Origin of the sequence: Amycolatopsis orientalis DSM 40040 = KCTC 9412 (genome assembly GCF_000478275.1) — a bacterium.
In the GTDB taxonomy this organism is placed as follows: Bacteria; Actinomycetota; Actinomycetes; order Mycobacteriales; family Pseudonocardiaceae; genus Amycolatopsis; species Amycolatopsis orientalis.
The window spans coordinates 164,458-186,326 of record NZ_ASJB01000042.1 but is presented as its reverse complement, the minus strand read 5'-3'; the positions used below and the strand labels follow the sequence as shown (position 1 = coordinate 186,326).

Below are 21,869 nucleotides of genomic sequence, written 5' to 3'. Positions count from 1 at the left end.
TCATGGGCGGCGGACCACGAACGGGCCGAGGGCGAGCAGGTCGATGGGTGCTGAGCCGAAGCACTCCAGTGCGTCCCTCGGCGAGTCGACCATCGGCCTGCCCGCGGTGTTGAGGCTGGTGTTGACGACGGTGGGCAGCCCGGTGCGCCGCTCGAAGGCGCTCAGCATCCTGGCCACCAGTGGCTCCTGCGCGGCGTCGACGGTCTGCACACGGGCGGTGCCGTCGACGTGGGTGACCGCCGGGACCCGGTCCCTCCATTGTGGAGCGACGTCATGGACGAAAAGCATGTACGGACTGGGAAGCGGACCACGGGAGAACAGTTCGCCGGCGCGTTCGGCCAGCACCATCGGCGCCACCGGCCGGAACTGTTCGCGCCCTTTGACGTCGTTGAGCCGTTCGAGGTTCGCCTTGTGCCCGGGATGAGCAAGCAGGGACCGGTGGCCCAGTGCGCGCGGGCCGAACTCGGACCGGCCCTGGAACCAGGCCACGATCCGGTCGTCCGCGAGCGCCTCCGCCACCGTTTCGGCGACGTCGTCCGGCCGCTCGTAGCGCAGTTTCGCGGTGACGAGCGCGCTTTCCAGCTGGTCGTCCGTCCAGCCGCGGCCCAGATCGGCGCCGGACATCGGCTCACCCCGCTCACCGAAATCCGCCGCGAGCTGCAGGGCCGCGCCGAGCGCGGTGCCCGCGTCGCCCGCGGCGGGCTGCACCCAGATCCGGTCGAAGGGACCTTCCGCGTGGAGCCGGGTGTTCGCGACGCAGTTGAGCGCGATCCCGCCCGCCAGCGCGAGATCGGTGTGCCCGGTGTGCTCGTGGAGCCCCCGCGTCAGTTCGAGGAGGACGTCTTCCAGGCAGCGCTGGACACTCGCGGTCAGGTCCGCGTGCACCCGCCCCGGCTCCTGTCCCGGCTCGACGGCGGGCGCGAACGTCACCCAGTCGATCTCGTCGGTCCGGAAACCCATGCCGTTGGTGTGGACGTGTTCGCGGATCCGGTCGAGAAACCGCGGTTTCCCGTACGAGGCCAGCGCCATCACCTTGTATTCGTCGCTGGAGCGGGCGAACCCGAGGTGTTCGGTGAGGTCCTCGTACATCAGCCCGAGAGAGTGGGGGAGCCGTTGTTCCGCGAGTTCCCCGAACTTGCCGTCGCGGTATTCGCCGGCCAGGTAGGACGTGCTCTCGCCCCGGCCGTCGGCGACCAGGACCGCGCAGTCGCCGAACGGTGCCGCCAGGGCGGCCGACGCGGCGTGCGCGACATGGTGCCGGACGAACCGGACGATCGCGGGGTCGAGACCGGGCAGTGCCGCCTTGAGGAAGGCGGGTGCCCGGCGGGCGAAATCGGTCCGCAGGCATTCGTTCTTCCCGTCGTGGCCGTCGAGACCGGGCTCGACCAGCGCGGGATCGTAGGAATAGCCGACGGCATCGAGATCCTGCGGGGAGATACCCGCTTCGGCGAGGCACCACGCGGCCGCTTCGGCGGGTTGTTCCCAAGCGGAGAACGGGACGGGGCGTTTACCGTGTTTGCGACGGCTGAAGCGTTCTTCCTCCGCCGCGGCCACGATCTCCCCGTCGACGACCAGCGCGGCGGCCGGGTCGTGGAAGACGGCGTTGACACCGAGAATGCGCACCGCGCCACCTCTCTGTTCCGGGATGCGGGCCGTGACCCGCCTCTGCTCCTCTAGCGCTACCCGGTGCAGTTGTGGATAAACGAAGTGGCGCGAAAGCCCAGGACGTCGCTACTCAGCGAAGCGGCTCGAGGGGATGCTTCCGGGTGTACCAGGCAACGGTGCGCGAAAGTCCTTCCGCCATCTCGATCTTCGGCGCCCAGCCGAGTTCGCGGCGCGCCAGCGAGATGTCCGGGCAGCGTCGCACCGGATCGTCGACGGCGGCCTCGATGTAGTCGATCTCGGACGAACTCCCGGTGACCGCGAGGATCTCCTCGGCGATCCGCAGGACGGTGAGTTCGTGCGGATTCCCCAGGTTCACCGGACCCGGCAGCTCCGAGGCCGCCAGCGCGAGCAGACCGCGGACGGTGTCGTCGACGTAGCAGATCGACCGGGTCTGCCGTCCCGTCCCGGCGACCGTGAGAGGCTTCCCGCTCAGTGCCTGACCGATGAAGGTCGGGATCATCCGGCCGTCGTCGGGGCGCATCCGGGGGCCGTAGGTGTTGAAGATCCGGGCGATGGCGGTGTTCACGCCGCGCTCGCGGCGCATGGCCGAGGTGAGGGCCTCGGCGTACCGCTTGGCCTCGTCGTAGACACTGCGCGGGCCGATCGGGTTGACATGGCCCCAGTAGTTCTCGCGTTGCGGATGTTCCTTCGGGTCGCCGTAGACCTCGCTCGTGGAGGCGAGGACGAAGCGGGCATCGTCGCGCTCGGCGATGTCGAGCGCGTGTTCGGTGCCGTAGGACCCGGCGCGCAGTGTTTCCAGCGGGAGCCGGAAATAATCACGCGGCGAGGCGGCGGACGCCAGATGGAAGACGACGTCGAAGCGGCCCGGTACGGACAGCGGAGCGGTGACGTCCCGTGGCACCAGCCGGAAACCGGGCAGCTCGAGGAGATGCTCGACGTTGGCGGTGTGGGCGGTGGCGAAGTTGTCGGCCGCGACGACCTCCGTCCCCGCCGCCAGCAACCGCTCGCACAGGTGCGAGCCGACGAAGCCGGCGCCCCCGGTCACCAGTGCACGTTCGAAGGTCGCGGTCATGGCGACGGGCTACCCGCGATGGTCTTCCGAAAAACCCGTGTGAACCGGGCCCAGCAGGGTAAGCGTCGGGTATGCGCACATTGGTGATCGGCTGGGCGAGTTTCCGTCACGGTGAGGCGACCGCGGGGGACGTACTCAGCATGCGCCGGATCGACGAGGCGCTCTCCGCCGTCGGGATGCCACACGACCTCGCGTGGAGTCCTGTGTACCGGCCGGACGAGCTGAGCTACGAAGAGGTGGATCCGGCCTGCTACAGCCATGTGGTGTTCGTCTGCGGGCCCGCGCACGGGTGGCAGATCCGAGAGGTGCACCGGCGGTTCGCGCACTGCTGGCGGATCGCCGTGGGGGTCACGGTGATCGATCCGGACGACGACACGGTCACCGGGTTCGACCATGTGCTGCCCCGTGACCACCGCGGGATCGCCGTCCCGGATCTCTCCACCGAGGCCGCGACCGACGAGGTGCTCGTCACCGGCATCATCCTCGCTCCGGAGCAGCGCGAATACGGCGACGCGGCCCGCCACGCCGATGTCCACTCCGCGGTGACGGAGTGGATAGCCGGGATCGACTGCGGAAGGGTGCCCCTCGACACCCGGCTGGCGGCGAAGGACTGGGAGCGGTGCGAGACGCCGGATCAGTTCACTTCCATCCTGTCGCATCTGGACCTCGTGGTCACGACACGGCTGCATGGTCTGGTGCTGGGGCTCCGGGCGGGGGTGCCGGTGCTGGCCGTCGATCCGGTCGCCGGAGGCGGCAAGGTGACCGCGCAGGCCGACGCGCTCGGATGGCCGGCGCTCATCCCGGCCGAGGAGGCTCTCCGGCCGGAAATCCTCGACTCGTGGTGGCAGTGGTGTTCCTCAGTCCAGGGAAGGGCGGTGGCCGCGCTCCGCGCGTTGCCGACGGACAACAGACTGGTGCAGGACATGGTCAAGGCGCTCAAGACGGGGCCGATGCGGTGACCGCCGCCCGGACGACGGTGGTGATCGCCACCCGGAACCGCGCCACGGAACTCACCCGGACCCTGACCGAGCTGACGGCGTTGCGGCCTCCGCCGCCGATCGTGGTGGTGGACAACGCGTCCAGTGACGACTCGGCGGATCGGGCTTCGGGATTCCCCGGTGTCCGGGTGGTCCGGTTGCCGCGCAACCTCGGGGCGACGGCCCGGAATATCGGCGTCGCGCTGTCGCGGACCCCGTATGTCGCGTTCAGCGACGACGACTCCTGGTGGGCCTCCGACGCCCTCCACGAAGCCGAGCGGATCCTGGACGCCCACACGGATATCGGTCTGGTCGCGGCCAAAACCCTTGTGGGGGAAGAAGAACGTGAGGACCCGGTCGTTCCGCTGATGGCCGAGAGCCCTTTGGGAACGCCGGACGGGCTTCCCGGTCCGGCGGTGCTCGGTTTCCTCGCCTGTTCGGCCGTCGTCCGGCGGGAGGCGTATCTGCAGGTGGCGGGTTTCAGCCCGGTACTGCATTTCGGTGCCGAGGAACGGTTGCTCTCCTACGATCTCGCCGCCCATGGCTGGCGGTTGTGTTACGTGGACCGGGTCCGGGCACACCATCATCCGTCGTCGGCGCGGCCGTCGCGGGGCCGGCGCGAGCGGGCCGAACTGCGGAACCGGTTGCTGATCACGGTCATGCGGCGGCCGGTGCGGCGATGCCTCGCCGACGGACTGCGCGTGCTCAGCCGCGTCCCGCGTGAGCCGCGGGTACTGGGCGCGCTCGCCGGGGCACTCCGCCGGCTGCCGTCGGCGCTGGCCGGACGACGGCCGCTACCCGTCCGCGTGGAGCGGCAGATCCGCGTTCTCGAACACGCGCAAGGAGGCTAGAGGTGGCGGACCGGATCACGGTCGTGATGATCACGCACAACCGGCGTGAGCAGCTGCTGGACACGCTCGGGCGGATGACCGGCCTGCCCGACGCCGCGCCGATCGTCCTGGTGGACAACGCCTCCACCGACGGGACCGCGGACGCCGTCGAGCGACGGTTCCCGGAGGTGCGGGTACTCCGGTCGCGCCGGAATCTGGGCGCGGTGGCCAGGAACGTCGCCGTCCGCGAGGTGTCGACGCCTTACGTCGCCTTCTGCGATGACGACACCTGCTGGCAGCCTGGCGCCCTGACGCGCGCCGCGGAGCAGCTCGACCGGTATCCCGATCTCGGCGTGGTGACCGGCCGGTGCCTGGTGGAACCCGGCCTGGCGGAGGACCCCATCACCCCGGAACTGCGGTATTCGCCCGTCCCCGGACCGGACTGGCTGCCCGGTCCCGCGTTGCTGGGGGTGATGGCGGGCCTGTCGGCGGTCCGGGTCCGCGCGTTCACCGACGTCGGCGGATTCTCCGAGCGGCTGTGGCTCGGCGGGGAAGAGGAGTTGTTCGCCCTCGACCTGGCCGCGCGGGGCTGGTGGATGTGCTGGGACGAGACGATGGTGATCCACCACGCCCCCTCGGCCGTCCGGGATCCGCGGCGCCGTCGGCAGCTCGGGATCCGGAACACCCTGTGGACCCTGTGGTTGCGGCGTCCATTCCGGAGTGCCCTGCGGCGGATGGTGACCGTGCTGCGCTCGGCGCCGCTCGACCGCGCGACCGTGACCGCGGTGGCCGAGGCGCTTCGGGGGCTTCCCTGGGTACTGCGGAACCGGGAGGTGGTGCCCGCGGAGGTGGAGCGGGGGCTGGCGCTGCTGGAGGACTCGCAGCGGAATTCGGTCGCGCGCCGGTACGTCGGTTGAGGTGGGGCGCGCGGGCCCGGTGGTCGTGAGTGCTAAGTGTCGTTAGAACGTCACTTGCCACTCACGACCCACGCGACTCAGCGGCCACCGCGGCGCGCGCCGTCCTGAAGGAGGTGAAGGGCGCTTTCCCCGCATCTCATGCGACGAAAGCGCCCTTCGCCGCATCTGACGCGGGGAAAGGGCCCTTCAGCCCACGCAGCCGGTACAGGACCTCGTGAGTGGTAAGTGTCGTTAGAACGTCACTTGCCACTCACGACCCACGCGACCCAGCGGCCACCGCGGCGCCGTCCTGAAGGCCCCATTTCCTCCGGAGCGAGACTCGGACCGCCAGCCGCTCGGGAGTGGTGTCAGCGACGCGCTGGCCAGGGTTCGAAGAGGTCTCGGACGAACCACGTCGTGACGATGTAGGAATCGGGACATTGAGTGTCCAGATTCCTACATCGTCGATCTCCCGAGCCCCACCTGACCCACCGGCTCGTGAGTGGTAATGACGGTTCTAACCGTCATTACCACTCACGAGCCCAGTGACCCACTCAGGAAAGGGAGGCGGCTTCTTCGACCGGCTCGGTCTCGCTGGTCAGGACCCGCCGGTAGGCCCGCACGGAATCCGCTGCCACCCGGTCCCAGGAGTACCGCGCGCGCACCCGGTCGCCGCCCGCCACACCGAACGCCTCGCGCATGGACGCGTCCGCCATGAGCCGCCGCAGCGCTCCCGCGAGTTCCCGGGGATCGCGTGGCGGCACGTGCAGCCCGGTGACGCCGTGGACCACCGTGTCGATCAGGCCGCCGACGGCGGTGACGACCACGGGGACCCCGCACGCCATCGCTTCGAGCGGCACGATGCCGAACGGTTCGTACCAAGGGGTGCAGACGACGGCGTCGGCGGACCGCAGGAGGGCGGGCATGTCCGCCCGCGACACCTGCCCCGGCATGTGCACCCGGTCGCTCACCCCGGCCCGCTCCGCGATCTTGCGCAGCCGCCGCGCCTCACGGTCGTTCTCCAGTTTGCCCGATTCGGGGCCGCCCGCGATCACCAGTTCGGTGTCGGGCACCATCGCCAGCGCGGCGATGGCGATGTCGAAACCCTTGCGCGGCACCAGCCTTCCCACGCTCACGATCCGATGTGGAGCGGTACGCGGGGCGATGTCGCCGTCCGCGGTGAACGTCGTCAGGTCGACGCCGCAGGGGACGACGGACACCCGGGAACGGGTGAGGCCCATGCGCACGAGTTCGAACACCTCGTCCGAACAGGTCGCGATCACCCGGTCGGCCTTCTTGGCGATCAGCCGTTCGAGGCGGACGCGGTCCGCCGGGCTGGTGTCGTTCGTGCCCTGATAGCGCCGTTTCACCACGCCGAGGGCGTGGAATGTCTGCGTCACCGGGATTTCGAGGTCCTTGGCCGCGAGGGCGGAGGCGAGCCCGGACATCCAGAAGTGCGCGTGGACCACGTCGGGGCGGTCCTTGGCCCACTTGGAGCGGAGCACCCGGCCGAACTCTCCCATATGCGGAAGGAGTTCGTCCTTGGGCAGCTTCTTCGGCGGCCCGGCCGGCACGTGGACGACACGGTAGCCGTCCGGAGCCTCGACAGTGGCGGGGGAGCGGCGGTTTTCGCGGCGCGTGTAGACGGTGACGTCATGCCCTTGCCGGGTCAGCGCGGAGGAAAGCTCGGCGACGTGGACGTTCTGGCCGCCCGCGTCGGCTCCGCCCAGCGCCGCGAGCGGGCTGGCGTGCTCGGAAACCATCGCTATCCTCATCAGTCTCCTTCCGTCCGCCCCCGGCGGATTCAAGCGGTCACTTCGGTCAGCAGGGTGTCCCACCGCGACAGGAACGCGTCCAGGCCGTAGTGGGCCAGCACGTGTTCTCGCGCTGACTTCCCTGCCAGTGCGGCGAAATCGGGTTCGTGGACAAGCTCCCGGTAGGCCTTCGCCAGTGCCTCGACATCCGTCGAGACGGCGCCGGCGTCGGGTGGCACGGCCAGCGTCGCCTCGGTGGTGGCGAGCGCGACGATCGGCATACCCAGGTGCATCGCCTCGAGCAGGGAGAGCCCGAGTGACGTCCAGCGGGCGGTGTGCAGGTAGACCCGGCGTTTCGCGGCCTCGGTGTGCAACTCGCCGGCCGGGAGATCACCACCCGGCCGCACCGCGGGATGCCTGCCCTCGAGTTCGTCGGTACCCATGCCGAACACGTCCACGGGGGCGATCTCCGCGAACGCGGGGAGCAGATCGGTCCCGGTGATCCGCCCCCGGCGGACGGGTTCGTTGATCATCGCCACGCCGTGCGGGATCTCGCCGGTGTACCGCTCGCCAGGATCGGGGATCCCGTGCGGTACGACGACCGTGGGCGCGAGGCCCGAATCCCACATGAGCGCGTTGAAATGCGTCACGTGGACGAGCGGGATGTCGTCGCGGTCGGCCAGCGGATGACGGGTCGTCGCCGCGTGCGGCCGGGGCGCGTTGTGCTCGACGTAGACCGCGGGGATGTCCTTGCCGGGACGGCGGTGCAGCCACCGGGCCGCCAAGGCGATCTCGTCGGGACGTTGCAGGACGACGACGTCGAAGTCGAGATCCTTGAGCCGGTCGACGGGAACCTCTTCCGCGGACGGCCAATCGCGTCCGCTGAGTCCGCGTCCCCATGGTCCGCCTTCGGTCAGCGTGGGGAGGAAATACCGGTGATCACCCCGTACGAAGGCCTCGGTCCATGACCCGTGAACGTGCCACAACAGGACTCGCAGCGGCGCCATTTTCGTCATGCACGACTGATTACCTCTGGAAGCCGGATTAAACGTGCGTTCACGCCCGGACCCGCGTCCGGCGCGTGCGCCGCGTGACGAGAAGGGCGACGGTCACAGCGGCCAGCGAAGTGAGCGCGTGCAGCACATTGTCGGCCCAGCCGAAATTGACGGCGTCGCCCGCGGAATCCGTGGCCGCGGAAAGCACGCCGAAAGCGGTCAAACCGGCGAAGGCGACGAAAACGATCCAGCAATAGGCGAGGATCGCGGCCGGATCCATACGGGCCCCGGTGGGTCGTGAGTGGTAATGACGGTTAGAACCGTCATTACCACTCACGAGACTGGACCGGCTCCGGCCCTGCCGCGCGAAGAGCGCCGGCGGCTCAGCCGGACTGCGGGTCCGTGTCGTCATGCGGGTCGCCGGAGGACGTGCCTTGCTCTCCCCGCGTTTCCTGACGTTCTTCGTCGCTTTCCTTCCGTGCCTGCCGGGAGGCCGCGGTCTTGTCCTGGTCATCGCCGTTCATCGGGCACCTCGCCTCTGTGAGTTCGCCCCACGGCTACCCGCATCCGAGCCCGGTTAACCACTTTCGGCGGCCCGGCCGCGGTGGCCACTGTGGACGTTTGGCACCGCACGACCGGGGTAGCCGGAAACACCGAATCGGCGAACCGGAGGGGCCCCATGACCGCGATCACCAGTTCCGCGAGACCACTCACCCCGGCGCGGCCGTGGCTGCTCCGGCCGCCCGGGGTCTACCGCCCGCAGGACGACACCTGGTTGCTGGCCTCGGCGTTGCGCGCGTCCGGCATGCCGGACGGTGCTCGCGTGCTCGACCTGTGCACGGGCACCGGCGCGCTCGCGCTGACGGCCGCGGCGGGCGGTGCCGGTGCGGTGACCGCCGTGGACATCTCCCGTCGTGCCCTGGCCGCGGTGTGGGCGAACGCGCGCCTGCGACGGCTGCTGGTCCGGCCGGTGCGCGGCGGCCTGGCCGAGGCGGCCCGCGGGGGACCGTTCGACGTCGTACTGGCCAATCCGCCCTACGTGCCGTGCCCGGTCCCGGCGACCGGCGCGGCCCGGGCGTGGGACGCCGGGCCGGACGGGCGGATCGTGCTGAGCCCGGTCTGCTCGGAAGCACCGTCGCTGGTCGCGCCCGGCGGCTACCTCCTGCTGGTCCAGTCCGCCGTGTCGGGGGTCGGCGAGTCGCTGGACCAGCTCCGGGCCGCCGGGATGACCGCCGCCGTGGTGGCGAGCAGGTTCATCCCGTTCGGCCCGGTGATGCGGGAGCGGGCGGAGTTCCTCGCGGCCGCCGGCCTGATCACCGCCGGGCAGCGGCACGAAGAACTGGTGGTGATCCGTGCCGACCGGCCGTAGGACCCGCGTGCGGATCGAACCCGGCGGCCCCCTGCTGGTGGAGGGCCCGGTCGAGGTCGTCACCCCCGAGGGGGAGACGGTCACCTCGGACCGGTTCGTGGTCGCCCTCTGCGCCTGCCGCCGCAGCAGGCGCTACCCCTTCTGCGACACCAGTCACCGCCGCCGCTCACGGCAGGGGATGCAGCGGCCGCAGGAGTGACGATTCGCCTGCCGACCACGCCTTCAGGAGGTGGTCGGCCAGGCGGGTCTCCAGCAGCTCGGTGGCCTGGATGCCCAGTGCGACGTCCGCCGCGAGGTCCGGTTCCCGCGCCAGCAGATCGCCGATGACGTCGTGGCGCAGCACCTGTTCGTGCACGGCGTCCGCCTCGATGTGCTCGGTGTAGAAGTACCGGCACTCCGCCGCGCCGCCGAGCCGCCGCAGTGCTTCGTCCATCCGCCGGGCCGCCGGGGCCGTGGTGATCTCGGCACACGCGAAATGCCCGACCAGGGCGCCGCGAAGGCTCCGGTGCAGGCCGAACAGCGACATCATGTTCACCGTCGCCAGCGTGCAGCCCGGAACGTGGTCCAGATAGGCGAGATAGCCCGGCGACAGCCCGGCCGCGGTCAGCAGGTCCGCGAACAGCCGGGAATGCGCCTGATCCGCCCTCCCGCCGCCGAATTCGTCGAATTCGACCGCGACCAGCGCCGCCTTCGCCTTGCCCCGCAGCCGCGGGATCACCCACGCGTGCGGATCGGCCTCCTTGAGGTGGTAGATCGACCGCTGCGCGAAGTACTCCTCCATCTGCCACCAGGCGCCTTCGTCGCGCAGGAAATGCGAGACACCGGTCCCGTCGGCCGGTTCGACCAGCAGTTCGTCGAGGAGGCCGTCGACATCGTCCCCGCCGGGGACGGCGGCCCGGATGCCGTCGAGGAAGACCCGTTCCAGCGCGGCACGGAACCGGAGCAGGCCCGGGTCCCACTCCCAGCCCGGGTCGACCCCGGCGAACCCCTGGTAGTGCAGTTCGTAGCAAACGTGCAAGGCCAGCTGCAGATCTTCCCCGAAAGGATCGGCGCTCCGCGTTTCGTCGAGGTCGAAGTCGTTCGTGCGGCCACCCGCCAGCGTGTCGACCACGGCGGCGGACAGCGGGCCGCGGATTTCGGGCAACCTCGCGGCCACCTGCGGTTCCGTCGTCGTCATGCCGGGGGAGTACCCGATCTACGCGTGCGGAACCGTCTCCTCGGTCAGCATCCGCAGCACCGCGATCTCCCCGTCGGCGGCGGCCCGGCGCTGCCGTTCGGCGCCGGTTCCCTCGTGCTCCAGCCGTTCGAGCAGGGTGCGCACCAGCTCCAGATCGCCGGTCTCCGCCAGCGAGTCCCGGGTGTGCGCCAGCAGTGAGCCGACCCGTCCGATGGCCGGGACCGGCTTTCCGGCCACCGGATCGATGGCCGTCCCGGACAGGCCGTACCGCGCGGCCGACCAGACGGCGGCCGCCGCGATCTGCGGGTCCAGCGGATCGGCTTCGACGCCACTGGCCAGCGCCGCGAGCGCGGTGCGCACCAGTGCCCTGGTCAGCAGCGCCTGCAGGACGGCTTCGTCCACAGTGGACGCCGTATCGGCGGCTCGGACCTCGACCGTCGGCCAGCGCGGCGAAGGCCTGGCGAGCCAGAAGGTCTGCTTGGCGTCGACGAGCACGCCGCAATCGAGCAGCCTGTCGACCTGGATCTCGTAGTCCTCGATGTCCGCGAAGTGCGGTGCGATCCCGGAGCCGGGGAACCGGCTCTGCTCCACCATCCGCCAGCTATCGTAGCCGCTGTCGCGGCCGCCGTCGAACGGGGAGTTCCCGGACAGGGCGAGCAGGGTGGGCAGCCATTCGGCCAGATGGTTCACCACGGCGACCGCGAGGTCGCGGTCGGGCACGCCGATGTGGACGTGACAGCCGCAGGCTTCGTAGGACGTCACCACTCCGGCGTACAGGTCGTCCACCTTGCCGAACCGGTCGTCGGCCGGAAGGTCGCGCTCGGGTGAGCCGCACAGGGGGGTGCCCGAGGCGATGATGGCGCAGTCCTCGGCGGCGGCCGCTTCGGCGAGGGAACGCCGTCCAACGACGAGATGCCGGTACAGCTCCTCGGAGGTGTCGCAGACGCCGGTGGCGGCCTCGATCTGCGTCGGCCGCAGTTCCCGGTGCACGGCGGCGCCGTCGGGCAGCGGACAGCAGGCCCGCTGCCGCGCGTGCACCGCCTCCGCCCGCGGGCAGCTCACCCCGGTTCTGGGGTCGACCAGCAGGAACTCCTCCTCGACACCGATGCCGGTCATCACCGCTCCCGCTTCTTCGGCAGCGCGTGCACGGCGGGTCCCTGGATCACCGAGCCGTCGAGGCCGAAGCGCGAGCCGTGGCAGGGGCAGTCCCAGGTCTTCTCCGCGTTGTTGAACGCGACCAGGCAACCGAGGTGGGTGCAATGCGCGCCGACGGCGTGCAGTTCACCGCCGGGATCGCGGTAGGCGGCGACGAGTTCGCCCCCGTCGCGGGTGACCTTGGCCTCGCCGGGAGCCAGTTCGTCCAGCGCCGCGGGCTTCCGCAAGGCGCTGACGTGGTCGCCCACCAGGAACTTCGCCACCGTGGCGTTGTTCTCGACCGCGGTGATCGCGGAGCGGAGGTCGAAACGGTTCGGGTCGTACAGGCTCACCGACGGGTTGTCCCGGCCGGTGAGCAGGTCCGCGAGCAGCAGCCCCGCCGCGGTACCCCCGGTCATCCCCCACTGGCCGAAGCCGGTGGCGACCCAGAGATGACGGCTCGCCGGGTGATAGCGCCCGACGTACGGCACCGAGTCCACAGTGGACAGATCGTGCGCGGACCAGCGGTGGGTCACGCGATGCACGCCCGCGTGCTCACCGGCCCAGCTCGCCAGCCGTTCGTAGCGGCTCTCGACGTCGACGGAGTCCCCGACGCGATAGTGCTCACCACCGGCGACCGCGTACGGGACGCCGTCGTTGAGGTAACCGCGGACGGAATGGTGCGTGTCGGCGTCGAGGTACATCCCTTCCGGCCGCCGGTTCCCCGCGACCGGGCCCGCGACGACCAGATCGCGCACCGGGTCGAGCCTGGCGAAGAACAACCCGCGGTCGAACACCGGATAATGGGTCGTCACCACGACTTCCCCCGCGCGCACCTCGCCCGCGGTGGTCCGGACGCGGGTGCCGCCGAGTTCGTCGACGCCCTCCGCGCGGACGCCTTCCACGATCGTGCCGCCCGCGCGTTCGATCTGGTCCGCCAGGCCGAGCAGCCAGCGGCGAGGATGGAAGTGGGCCTGCCCGGTGAACTTCACCGCGCCGAGGGACGGCACGTCGAGGTCGATGTCGGTGACGAAGGAGGCGGGAAGACCCGCTTCGGCGGCGGCCTCGGCCTCCCGTTCGAGGCTCTCCACGGTCTCGGGGCGGGTCGTGTAGACGAAGCTGTCCGCCCGGGTGAACCCGCAGTCGATCCCGAGTTCGGCCGAAGCCGCGGCGATCCAGTCCAGCGCCGCGGCCTGCGTGTACGCATAGGTCGCGGCGGCTTCGGCGCCCTTGGTCTTGGCCAGCGTGGCGTACTTGAGCCCGTGCTGGGTGCTGATCTTCGCCGTGGTGTGGCCGGACACGCCGGCCGCGAGGCGGGCCGCCTCCAGGACGAGCACCGAACGTCCCGCCCTGGCCAGCCGGTAGGCGGTGGTCAGTCCCGCGATGCCACCGCCGAGGACGGCGACGTCGACTTCGGCGGGCAGCGGGGTCCCGGTCCGGTCGGGGGCGGGCGCGGTGTCGAGCCACAGTGAACGCGTTCCGGGCAACTCCGTCATGGCGCCCGGATTCCCGCGCGGCAACGGGGGCAAACCAGCGACCGCGGGGTTTTCGGGGTCCGGGATCCGGGTAGCCGCCGTCCATGAACACAGGTCCTGGGTCCCCCGAGGAAAAGAACATCTTCGTGATCGGTCTGGACGAGAGCAACGAGGAGGTGCTGCGGCGCGTTCCGGGCGCGGACCGGTACCGCTTCCACCCGTTGCTGTCGGTCGAGGAACTCCAGTACGGAGAGATCCCGATCCTGGAGCTCCTGGAGAAGGCACAACGGCAGCTGGACGCCTTCGACGGCACGATCGACGCCATCGTCAGCTACTGGGACTTCCCGGCCTCGACGATGGTGGCGATGCTGTGCGACAAGTACGGGCTGCCCGGTGTCTCGCTCGAAGCCGTGCTCAAATGCGAGCACAAGTACTGGAGCAGGCTCGAACAGGCGAAGGTGATCGACGAGCTGCCCGACTTCGGCATCGTCGATCTGGACGACGAGGATCCGGCGCCACCGGAGGGCGTGGATTACCCCATGTGGCTCAAGCCGGTGAAGTCGTTCTCCTCCGAACTGGCCTTCCATGTCGAGGACGACGCCGAGTTCGCGAAGGCCGTCGCCGAGATCCGGTCCGGGGTCGACCGGGTCGGGAAACCGTTCGACCACATCCTCGGCAAGGTCGACCTTCCCGCCGAGGTGGCCGATGCCGGTGGAGCGGCTTGCCTGGCGGAAGGCGCGCTCAACGGTGTCCAGGCCGCGACCGAAGGGTATGTCCACAACGGACAGGTGACCGTGTACGGCGCGCTCGATTCGATCAACTATCCCGACACGCCTTGCTTTCTGAGACATCAGTATCCGTCACAGTTGCCCGACGACTCCGTCCGCCGGATGAAGGAGATTTCGGTACTGGTGATGGAGCAGATCGGCTTCGACAACGCCACCTTCAGCATCGAGTTCTTCTGCCATCCCGAATCCGGGCAGGCGTGCCTGCTGGAGATCAACCCGCGGCATTCGCAGTCCCACGCCGAGCTCTTCGAATACGTCGACGGGATGGCGAACCACCAGATCATGGTGAAACTCGGGCTCGGCGAGGATCCCGGCGAGCGGCGGCACCGCGGTGACTACCAGATCGCGGGCAAGTGGTACTACCGCCGCTTCGAGGACGGGATGGTCACGCGGATCCCCACCCGCGCCGAGATCGCCGACCTGGAGGCCGAGATCCCCGGCGTGAAGATCGAGATCGTGCCGGAGAAGGGCATGCGGCTTTCGGATCTCCCGGCACAGGACAGCTACAGCTACGAACTCGCCCATCTCTTCGTCGCGGCGCAGACCGAACGGGAGATGGAGCACAAGTACCGCCGGTGCACCGAAGCGCTGCGGTTCGAATTCGAGGAGGGATAGCCCATGCGGACGGTGGCTTCGCTGCCGTACGAGATCACCGAGGACGACCACGTCTGGATCCCGATGTCCGATGGGATCAGGCTGTCGGCCAGGGTCTGGCGTCCGGTCGCCTCGGACACCGAACCGGTGCCCGCGATCCTGGAGTACATCCCGTACCGCCATCGCGATCTGACCTCGGTGCGGGACTCGGTGCATCACCCGTATCTGGCGGGCCACGGGTACGCCTGTGTCCGCGTGGACATCCGCGGTTCGGGGGAGTCGGAGGGAGTGCTCGCCGACGAGTACCTCGAGCGGGAACAGCTCGACGCGGAAGAGGTCCTCGAGTGGATCGCGGCACAGCCGTGGTGCACCGGCCGGACCGGGATGATGGGCATCTCCTGGGGCGGGTTCGCCGCGCTGCAGACCGCCGCGCGCAAACCACCCGGCCTCGCCGCGATCGCGATCTCGTCCTTCACCGACGACCGGTACGCCGACGACATGCACTACATGGGCGGCTGCCTGCTCTCGGACAACGTCGCCGAGGCGTCGACCATGTTCGCCTACAGCACGTTGCCGCCCGACCCGGCGCTGGCGGGGGAGCGGTGGCGCGACCTGTGGTTCGAACGACTGGAGAACTGCAGCCTGTGGATCGGCGAATGGCTGGGCCACCAGCGTCGTGACGACTACTGGCGGCACGCGTCGGTCTGCGAGAACTACAGCGACATCCAGGTGCCGGTGCTCGCCTCCAGCGGCTGGGCCGACGGCTATTCGAACGCCGTCTCCCGCCTGCTGGCCAACCTCGACGTCCCGCGCCGCGGGCTGATCGGGCCGTGGTCGCACAAGTACCCGCATCTGGGGCAGCCCGGTCCGGCCATCGGCTACCTGCAGGAACTGGTCCGCTGGTGGGATCACTGGCTCAAGGACGTCGAGAACGGCGTCATGGACGGGCCGATGCTCCAGACCTGGATGCAGGACAGCGTGCCGCCGTCCACCTCCTACGAGGACCGGCCCGGCCGCTGGGTGGGGGAGCCGTCCTGGCCGTCGCCGCATGTCCACCCGTCGGAGCACCGGCTCGCGCGGCACCGGATCGCGCGCCCCGGCGAGGAGGTCCCGGCCGAGCGGCTGTCCGTGGAGTCGCCGCTGTCGGTCGGCCAGTTCGCCGGGAAGTGGGCCTCCTACAGCGCACCGCCCGACCTGCCCTACGACCAGCGGGAAGAGGACGGCGGCTCGCTCGTCTTCGACACCGACGAACTCACCGAACCGTGCGAGATCCTCGGTTCCCCGGTGGTGGACCTGGAGGTCTCCGCGGACAAGCCGGTGGCGATGATCGCCGCCCGCCTGTCCGACGTCGCACCGGACGGCCGGGCCACCCGCGTGACCTACGGGCTGCTGAACCTGACCCACCGGGACGGGCACGACGATCCGGAACCGGTGGAACCCGGGAAGACCTACCGGGTGCGGATCGAACTCAACGCCGTCGCACAGGCGTTCCCGGCCGGGCACCGGATCCGGCTTTCGCTCTCGTCGTCCTACTGGCCGCTGGCCTGGCCGCCGCCGGAACCGGCGATGGTGACCGTCCACACCGGACAGAGTGCGCTGACGCTGCCGGTCCGCCCGATGGCCGAGGCGGACGAGGTGCCCGCGCGACCGTTCGGCGAGCCCGAGGGAACGGAACCCCTGCCCGTCACGCAACTCGAACCCGGCGAGCAGCGCTGGACGGTCTCCCGTGACCTGATCGACTACCGGTCCGCGCTCGACATCGTGAAGAACGCGGGGAAGGTCCGCTTCGACGACATCGACCTCGAAGTCACCAGGAACGTGCTGGAGAGCTACTCGTGGGTGGCGGACGACTTCTGTTCCCCTGTCGCGGAAACCTCGTGGTCGATCACCTTCGCCCGCGGCGACTGGGAGGCCAGGTCCGAGACCCGCACCCGGGTTTCCTGTACCCCCACCGAATTCGTCATCGACGCCCAGCTCGACGGATACGAGGGTGAACGAAGGGCGTTCTCCCGCAACTGGCATCGGACGGTTCCCCGTGACCACGTCTAAGACGAGCCTGCGCGCGAGGGCGCTGTACGCCTGGTTGCGGCTGACCAACCGGAAGCGCACTTACGCCGACATCGACCGCTTCCGGAAGAGCATCGAACGCAGCCAGCGCGAGGGGCACACCGAGCCCAGCCGGTCGATCCGCCGCCGGTTCGACGTCCGTGAGTCCGATGTGGACGGACGGCCGTGCTACACGATCCGGCCGCACGACGCCGGGATCGGCAAGCAGGTGCTGTACTTCCACGGCGGCGCGTACGTGCACCAGATCCAGCACGATCACTGGAAGTTCTTCGGGCGGCTGATCTCCCGGACCGGCTGCACGGTGACCGTGCCGATCTACCCGCTGGCGCCCGCCCACCAGTGTCCGGAGACCGTCGAGTTCGTGAGGCGGGCCTACGACAAGTTCGCCGCCGGGCTCCAGCCGGAGGAGCAGGTCGTGATGGGCGACTCCGCGGGCGCCGGTATCGCGCTCGAACTCGTCAAATCGCTGCGCGACAGCGGCCGTCCCGTGCCGAAGGAGACCGTGCTCCTTTCGCCGTGGCTGGATCTCACGATGAGCCATCCGGCGCAGCCCGCGCTGGACCGGCGCGATCCGTACCTCGCGCTCACCGGGCTGAACGAGGCCGCGCGGCTCTACAGCGGGCCGTTGCCGCGGACGGATCCCCGCCTCAGCCCGGTTTCCGGCGATCTCACCGGGCTCGGGAACTTGACCGTCCACATCGGGACCCGCGACGTCCTGCTCACCGACGCGCGGCGGCTGCGGACGCTCTGCACCGAACAGGGTGTGCGGCTCGGCTACCACGAATTCGAAGGCATGATCCACGCCTGGATGATCGCCGCGATCCCGGAGGCGGCACTCGCCGTCGAAGAGATCGCCCATCTCGTCGATCGCCGCTGAATCCGGTGTAGTGGCGGACTGAACGGGTATCCGGAGGAGAGCGGCCGGCGTAGCGAGGTTGTGCGTCCACCGGCCGCGAGGTGGACCGGCGTGGGCAGCCCCGGCGGAGCAGGGACGCCGGCGCGCCGGTCACCGTTACCACTTGCGGAGTGTTCGATGCGGGAAGTGACCTCCTTGGGGGAACTCGCCGACCTGGTACGACGGCGGGAAGACCTTTACGTGCGCTGGGCGCCGTCGCCGGAACACCGGCCGGGCACCAGCCGGGACGAGCTCACCGGCGCGGAACTGCCCGGGCTGTCGGTGAATCCCCTCGATCCCGAACCGTGGTGGCGCGATCGGCCGCTGGAACTGTGGCTGGCCAGGAGGCTGTACGACTACTGCCACCTGCGGCACGAACGGCGTCGTGAGACGAAACCGTGGGTACTGGCCGGCCGGATCGTCGGCTCCGGACCGGACAACGAACCGTTGCTCACCGATCCGGAGCCCGTCGCCCGGATCTCCACGGCGGTGCTGACCGAAGCACGGGACCTGCTGCGCGCTCACGCGAAGGACGACTCCGAATGGGGTCCGCTGCGCCGTCCGCCGGAACTCGACCGGATCTGAACGCCGCCGGTCAGCCCGTCCGGACGGCCAGCAGATCGACGACGTCCTCGGCCCGGTTCCGTTCGGCGAACCGGGCCCGTTGCCGGTCGGCTCCGGAGCCCCCTTCGACGAGCCGGGCACAGCCGTCGCGGACGAAGTCGAAGTCGCCGTTCTCCTTGAGCGCACCGGCCGCGAAGGCGACGACGTCGTCGAGCACCTCCGTGGCGGGAGCGAGGTCGCCGGTCCGGGGATGGGGGCAGCGGCCGGAAAGTCCCTCCCGTGAAGCGCGCCAAAGGTGCGCTCGCAGGACTTCGTTGGGCAGGTCGGCCGGCCGTTCGTCCGAGCCGAGGATCGTGGCGACCACGCCGCGGATCAGCGCTCCGAACAGGCCGGCTTCCTCGGGAGTGGCGGCGACGTCGGCGAACCGGAACTCCAGCGTCGGCTGTTTCTCGGAAAGCCTTACGTCCCAATAGATCATCTGGCGATCGAGGATCGCGCCCGCGCGCAGCCAGCCGTCCACGATGCTTTCGTAGTGGTCCAGCGACGTGAACGCCGGCGGCGGCCCGGCCGAAGGCCACCGGCTCCACTGCTGGTACCGCCAGCTGCTGTAGCTGGTGTCGTAGCCGTCGCAGATGGCGGAATTCGCGGTGACCGTCAGGAGGGCGGGCAACCACGGGCGGACGCGGGCGATCACCCGGATGCCGGTTTCGCGGTCGGGGATGGCGATATGGACGTGGCAGCCACAGGTGTGTGAGGTCCGCGCGGTGGCCCCGAAATGCTCGGCCATCCGTTCGTAGCGCGGATTCGGCGTGATGGCCGGGAGTTCGCTTTCCGCCAGCGGGCTGCTGCCGCACGGCAGCAGGCGGCAGCCGCGCCGGGCGGCGGCCTTCGCCAGATCCGCGCGCAGGTTCCGCAGCTGCCGCACGGCCTCGTCGTGCGTGGTGCAGATGTCGGTGGCCGATTCGGCCTGCGAGCGAGTGAGTTCGTGCTGAAGCTCGCCTTCGTCCTCGTCCGCCGCGTCGACCACGACGTCGCCCGTCTGGGACAGGTGGCCGTCCCGGCCCACCACGAAGAACTCTTCCTCGATACCGAACGTCAGTACGTCGTCCTTCACCCGCCGCAGATACCCGGGGTATGCCCTGGGCAAACGTGTTTTCCGGGACGCGGAACCGGGTACTTGACGGCATGGAACCCATGTCGGCGGAGCCGCCGTATCTGCTGGCCGCGCAGGCCGGAACCGTCGTGCGCCGGCTGTACCGGCGCGTACGGGAGGGCGGGGCCGACTCACCCGCCGACCTTTTCCGCACCCTCGGCGCGCTGCGGCAGCTGACCGACGACCTGGCGCATGTGCTGCCGGGCCTGCAGGAGCAGCTGGAGGAACAGCTGCTGTCCGGCGAACTCGGTTCGGCCGACGCGGCGGGCGAGGCGTGGGACAAGGTGGCCGATGTCGGCCGTGCGCTGGTCCAGGCCCGCGCGGGCGGTCTCCTGATGGCCGACGAACTGCGTACCTCGCAGAAGATGCTCGGCGAGCTCACCGCCCGGTGAACACGCGCGTCACCCGCGGGCGACCACCCGGATCGACTTCAGTTCCGCGTCGGCCGGATCGGGCAGTTCCATTCCCGCGGCGAGCCCGCTGCGCAGGTAGTCGAGGATCGGTTCGGTCAGCACCTCGCCGGGCAGGACGGCGGGCGCTCCCGGCGGGTAGGGCGTGATCATCTCGGCGCAGATCCGGCCGGGGGCCTGGTCGGCCGACACTTGTTCCGCCGGGCCGAAGAAGGCGTCCCGCGGCAGCATCGCCGTCTCCAGTTCGAAGTCTTCGGGGTCTGGGATGCGGACTTCGGGCGGCGTCGGCAGATCGGCCTTGGTCAAGGCTTCGAGGGCGTCGAGGAGGGTGGCCGCCGTCTTCTCGTCGTCGGAATGGTTGAACTGGGCGACGATCCGGCGGTGATCGGAAAGCCCGACGGTGACGTCGCGATGGTCACGCAGCCAGTCCGCGGCCTGGTAGCCGCTGATCCCGAGTTCGTGAAGATCCACCACCACCTTCAGCGGGTCGACGGAATCGGCCAGCCGCGGCCCGAGGAATTCGTCGTGCAGGACCCGGAGCCCGTCGATCTCGCCGGCACTCCGTCGTACCGAGGACACCAGCTCCAGCGCGGCGGTGAGCAGTTCCTTGCCGTGCAAGGCCATCTGCCGTCGCCAGCCGTCGAGCGTGGCGTACACGAGCGAACTGGGGCTGGTCGTGCCCAGCAGGTCTTCCCGCGCCTTGAGCACGGTGGGATCGACGCGATCCCCCTGGAGGTGGAACACCGAACTCTGCTCGACCGCGGCCCCCATCTTGTGCACGCTGGTCACGCAGACGTCGGCCCCGGCGTTCATCGCCCACGGCGGCAGGTCGTCGTGGAAGGGGAGGTGGGCACCCCAGGCTTCGTCGACGACCAGCGGGATGCCGCGTTCATGGCAGGTTCCGGCGACCGCGCGGATGTCGCCGCAGGTGCCATAGTCGGTCGGTGTCACCATGAGCGCGCCCTTGACCTCCGGGTCGCGTTCGAACGCGGCGGCGTACTCCCGCGGGCCGGGCGGATGGGTCAGATGCTGTTCGCTGTCCCAGCGCGGGCGAACCCACACCGGGCAGACGCCACTGATGATCAGTCCCGAGATCACGGATTTGTGCACGTGCCGGGGGACGAGCAGCTTTTCGTGCGGACCGGCGACCGACAGCATCGCGCTCTTGACCGAGAGTGAGCTGCCGCAGGTCGAGAAGAAGGTGTGCTCCGCGCCGACCGCGTCGGCCATCAGTTCCTGCGCCTCGGAGAGGACACCGGCGCGCATCAGCCGGTCGTCGAGCCCGTTGAGCGCGATGATGTCCGAAGCGAACACATCTCCACCGAGGACTTCGAGCACGCTCGGGTCGACGCCCCGGCCCTGCTTGTGCCCGGGGGCGTTGAACGGCACGAAGCCCCGGTCGCGGTAGTCGCGCACCGCGTCGAGCACGGGTGCCCTGCGCTGATCCATGCGTGCGGGGTAACCCCGGCGCGGGTGGCCGAAACAACCCATTGGGGTACTCCGGGCGCTGTGCGTGATCTTCGCCCGTTCGGGGTAACCGACCGGTCAGGAGGTGGTGGCCCTTGACGGGCTTCGAAGGTGAAGACGCCCTGCGTGAACTGGACGACAACGAGCTGCCGACGTCGCGGCCGCATCCGGTGCTGATCGCGGTGACGACCGCGGCGCGGGGTGGTCTGCTGTGGCTGGTCGTCGCGGCGCTGCTCGCTTCCCGGCGCGGGAACTCCCGTCGGGCCGCCGGGCGCGGGCTGGTGGCCGCGGGGGCGGGGATGGCGTGCGGGCATCTGCTCAGCGCGCTGGTGCGGCGACCCTGTCCTCCCGCCCGGCATCTGCCCGCGCGGGAATCGCTGCCCGAGCGGCCGAGTTCGTCGTCGTTTCCCTCGAAGCACGCGGTGACGGCCTCGGCCTTCACCACCGCTGTCGCCCTGCGGGCACCGAAAGCCGGTGCCGCGATCGCCCCGCTGGCCGTCGCGGTCTGCTACGGCCGGATGCGGACGCGGGTCCACTGGCCCACCGACGTCCTCGGCGGGGTCGCGCTGGGCTGCACGGTGGCGTACCTCCTGCGCCGTCGCGCCTGAGCCCCACGACCGTGGCCG

At 70.0% G+C, this 21,869-nt stretch carries 22 protein-coding genes; 11 read left to right on the top strand and 11 right to left on the bottom strand.

The features are described 5' to 3' along the window. Both L324_RS11140 and L324_RS11135 read right to left on the bottom strand, forming a co-directional pair. Entirely contained in the window at window positions 1-1,623 is a 1,623-nt protein-coding gene (locus tag L324_RS11140; RefSeq protein ID WP_037306204.1) for a carbamoyltransferase family protein, read from the bottom strand. Window positions 1,624-1,735: 112 nt separating this feature from the next. Continuing rightward, window positions 1,736-2,698, bottom strand: coding sequence for an NAD-dependent epimerase/dehydratase family protein (locus tag L324_RS11135; RefSeq protein ID WP_037306202.1), 963 nt, complete (start codon window positions 2,696-2,698; stop codon window positions 1,736-1,738). Between the two features lie 71 nt (window positions 2,699-2,769). Between L324_RS11135 and L324_RS11130 the strand changes: the two genes are divergently transcribed. The 3 genes from L324_RS11130 to L324_RS11120 are packed head-to-tail and all read left to right on the top strand — an operon-like array spanning window position 2,770 to window position 5,422. Continuing rightward, the gene (locus tag L324_RS11130; RefSeq protein WP_037306200.1) at window positions 2,770-3,657 is read left to right on the top strand and encodes a polysaccharide pyruvyl transferase family protein; all 888 of its coding nucleotides are present in this window, start codon (window positions 2,770-2,772) and stop codon (window positions 3,655-3,657) included. Next, window positions 3,654-4,526 carry a glycosyltransferase family 2 protein gene (locus L324_RS11125; protein ID WP_037306199.1) on the top strand — a complete coding sequence of 291 codons (873 nt, stop codon included), beginning with the start codon at window positions 3,654-3,656 and terminating at the stop codon, window positions 4,524-4,526. Before L324_RS11130 ends, L324_RS11125 begins: the two co-directional genes overlap by 4 nt. A gap of 26 nt (window positions 4,527-4,552) precedes the next feature. Then, window positions 4,553-5,422 carry a glycosyltransferase family 2 protein gene (locus L324_RS11120; protein ID WP_037306416.1) on the top strand — a complete coding sequence of 290 codons (870 nt, stop codon included), beginning with the start codon at window positions 4,553-4,555 and terminating at the stop codon, window positions 5,420-5,422. Between the two features lie 533 nt (window positions 5,423-5,955). Here the strand turns inward: L324_RS11120 and L324_RS11115 are convergent. The 4 genes from L324_RS11115 to L324_RS43070 all read right to left on the bottom strand — a co-directional run bounded on the left by L324_RS11115 (window position 5,956) and on the right by L324_RS43070 (window position 8,674). After that, complete coding sequence (locus L324_RS11115; protein WP_037306198.1) at window positions 5,956-7,176, bottom strand: glycosyltransferase; 1,221 nt, start codon at window positions 7,174-7,176, stop codon at window positions 5,956-5,958. A gap of 29 nt (window positions 7,177-7,205) precedes the next feature. Continuing rightward, window positions 7,206-8,171, bottom strand: a complete 966-nt coding sequence (locus tag L324_RS11110) for a glycosyltransferase (RefSeq protein WP_037306196.1) — start codon at window positions 8,169-8,171, stop codon at window positions 7,206-7,208. A gap of 40 nt (window positions 8,172-8,211) precedes the next feature. Continuing rightward, complete coding sequence (locus L324_RS43550) at window positions 8,212-8,430, bottom strand: DUF4383 domain-containing protein (RefSeq protein WP_051173854.1); 219 nt, start codon at window positions 8,428-8,430, stop codon at window positions 8,212-8,214. A 103-nt stretch (window positions 8,431-8,533) separates the two neighbouring features. Further along, a complete protein-coding gene (locus L324_RS43070; protein ID WP_162835860.1) occupies window positions 8,534-8,674 on the bottom strand; it encodes a hypothetical protein in 141 nt (46 codons plus the stop codon). A 155-nt stretch (window positions 8,675-8,829) separates the two neighbouring features. Between L324_RS43070 and L324_RS11100 the strand changes: the two genes are divergently transcribed. Both L324_RS11100 and L324_RS11095 read left to right on the top strand, forming a co-directional pair. Continuing rightward, a complete protein-coding gene (locus tag L324_RS11100) occupies window positions 8,830-9,519 on the top strand; it encodes a HemK2/MTQ2 family protein methyltransferase (protein ID WP_037306194.1) in 690 nt (229 codons plus the stop codon). Next, a complete protein-coding gene (locus L324_RS11095) occupies window positions 9,503-9,718 on the top strand; it encodes a CDGSH iron-sulfur domain-containing protein (RefSeq protein WP_037306193.1) in 216 nt (71 codons plus the stop codon). Before L324_RS11100 ends, L324_RS11095 begins: the two co-directional genes overlap by 17 nt. Here L324_RS11095 and L324_RS11090 read toward each other — a convergent pair. Genes L324_RS11090 through L324_RS11080 form a run of 3 tightly spaced genes read right to left on the bottom strand, consistent with a single transcriptional unit; the run spans window position 9,686 to window position 13,326 of the window. Then, window positions 9,686-10,696, bottom strand: coding sequence for an iron-containing redox enzyme family protein (locus tag L324_RS11090; protein ID WP_037306192.1), 1,011 nt, complete (start codon window positions 10,694-10,696; stop codon window positions 9,686-9,688). The genes L324_RS11095 and L324_RS11090 overlap by 33 nt on opposite strands. A gap of 18 nt (window positions 10,697-10,714) precedes the next feature. Continuing rightward, window positions 10,715-11,812, bottom strand: a complete 1,098-nt coding sequence (locus tag L324_RS11085; RefSeq protein ID WP_037306190.1) for a carboxylate-amine ligase — start codon at window positions 11,810-11,812, stop codon at window positions 10,715-10,717. Continuing rightward, complete coding sequence (locus L324_RS11080; protein ID WP_037306189.1) at window positions 11,812-13,326, bottom strand: FAD-dependent oxidoreductase; 1,515 nt, start codon at window positions 13,324-13,326, stop codon at window positions 11,812-11,814. Before L324_RS11080 ends, L324_RS11085 begins: the two co-directional genes overlap by 1 nt. An 83-nt stretch (window positions 13,327-13,409) precedes the next feature. Between L324_RS11080 and L324_RS11075 the strand changes: the two genes are divergently transcribed. The 4 genes from L324_RS11075 (at window position 13,410) to L324_RS11060 (ending at window position 18,234) form a co-directional block, all read left to right on the top strand. Further along, a complete protein-coding gene (locus L324_RS11075) occupies window positions 13,410-14,708 on the top strand; it encodes an ATP-grasp domain-containing protein (RefSeq protein WP_037306188.1) in 1,299 nt (432 codons plus the stop codon). 3 nt (window positions 14,709-14,711) lie between these two features. Further along, window positions 14,712-16,736, top strand: coding sequence for a CocE/NonD family hydrolase (locus L324_RS11070; RefSeq protein WP_037306187.1), 2,025 nt, complete (start codon window positions 14,712-14,714; stop codon window positions 16,734-16,736). Then, window positions 16,723-17,631 (top strand): alpha/beta hydrolase fold domain-containing protein, encoded by a 909-nt coding sequence (locus L324_RS11065; RefSeq protein WP_037306186.1) that lies wholly within the window; start codon window positions 16,723-16,725, stop codon window positions 17,629-17,631. Before L324_RS11070 ends, L324_RS11065 begins: the two co-directional genes overlap by 14 nt. Window positions 17,632-17,787: 156 nt before the next feature. Continuing rightward, window positions 17,788-18,234: a DUF6098 family protein gene (locus L324_RS11060; protein ID WP_037306184.1), complete on the top strand. Its 447-nt coding sequence runs from the start codon at window positions 17,788-17,790 to the stop codon at window positions 18,232-18,234. 10 nt (window positions 18,235-18,244) lie between these two features. Here the strand turns inward: L324_RS11060 and L324_RS11055 are convergent, their stop codons facing one another. Continuing rightward, window positions 18,245-19,327, bottom strand: coding sequence for a carboxylate-amine ligase (locus L324_RS11055; protein WP_037306183.1), 1,083 nt, complete (start codon window positions 19,325-19,327; stop codon window positions 18,245-18,247). A gap of 71 nt (window positions 19,328-19,398) precedes the next feature. Between L324_RS11055 and L324_RS11050 the strand changes: the two genes are divergently transcribed. Beyond that, the gene (locus tag L324_RS11050) at window positions 19,399-19,758 is read left to right on the top strand and encodes a hypothetical protein (protein ID WP_037306182.1); all 360 of its coding nucleotides are present in this window, start codon (window positions 19,399-19,401) and stop codon (window positions 19,756-19,758) included. Between the two features lie 9 nt (window positions 19,759-19,767). Here L324_RS11050 and L324_RS11045 read toward each other — a convergent pair whose 3' ends face one another. Next, on the bottom strand, window positions 19,768-21,225 hold the full coding sequence (locus tag L324_RS11045; protein WP_037306181.1) for an aminotransferase class I/II-fold pyridoxal phosphate-dependent enzyme: 1,458 nt from the start codon (window positions 21,223-21,225) through the stop codon (window positions 19,768-19,770). A gap of 113 nt (window positions 21,226-21,338) precedes the next feature. Between L324_RS11045 and L324_RS11040 the strand changes: the two genes are divergently transcribed. Then, window positions 21,339-21,851, top strand: coding sequence for a phosphatase PAP2 family protein (locus L324_RS11040; protein ID WP_173426367.1), 513 nt, complete (start codon window positions 21,339-21,341; stop codon window positions 21,849-21,851). Window positions 21,852-21,869: the final 18 nt, after the last annotated feature.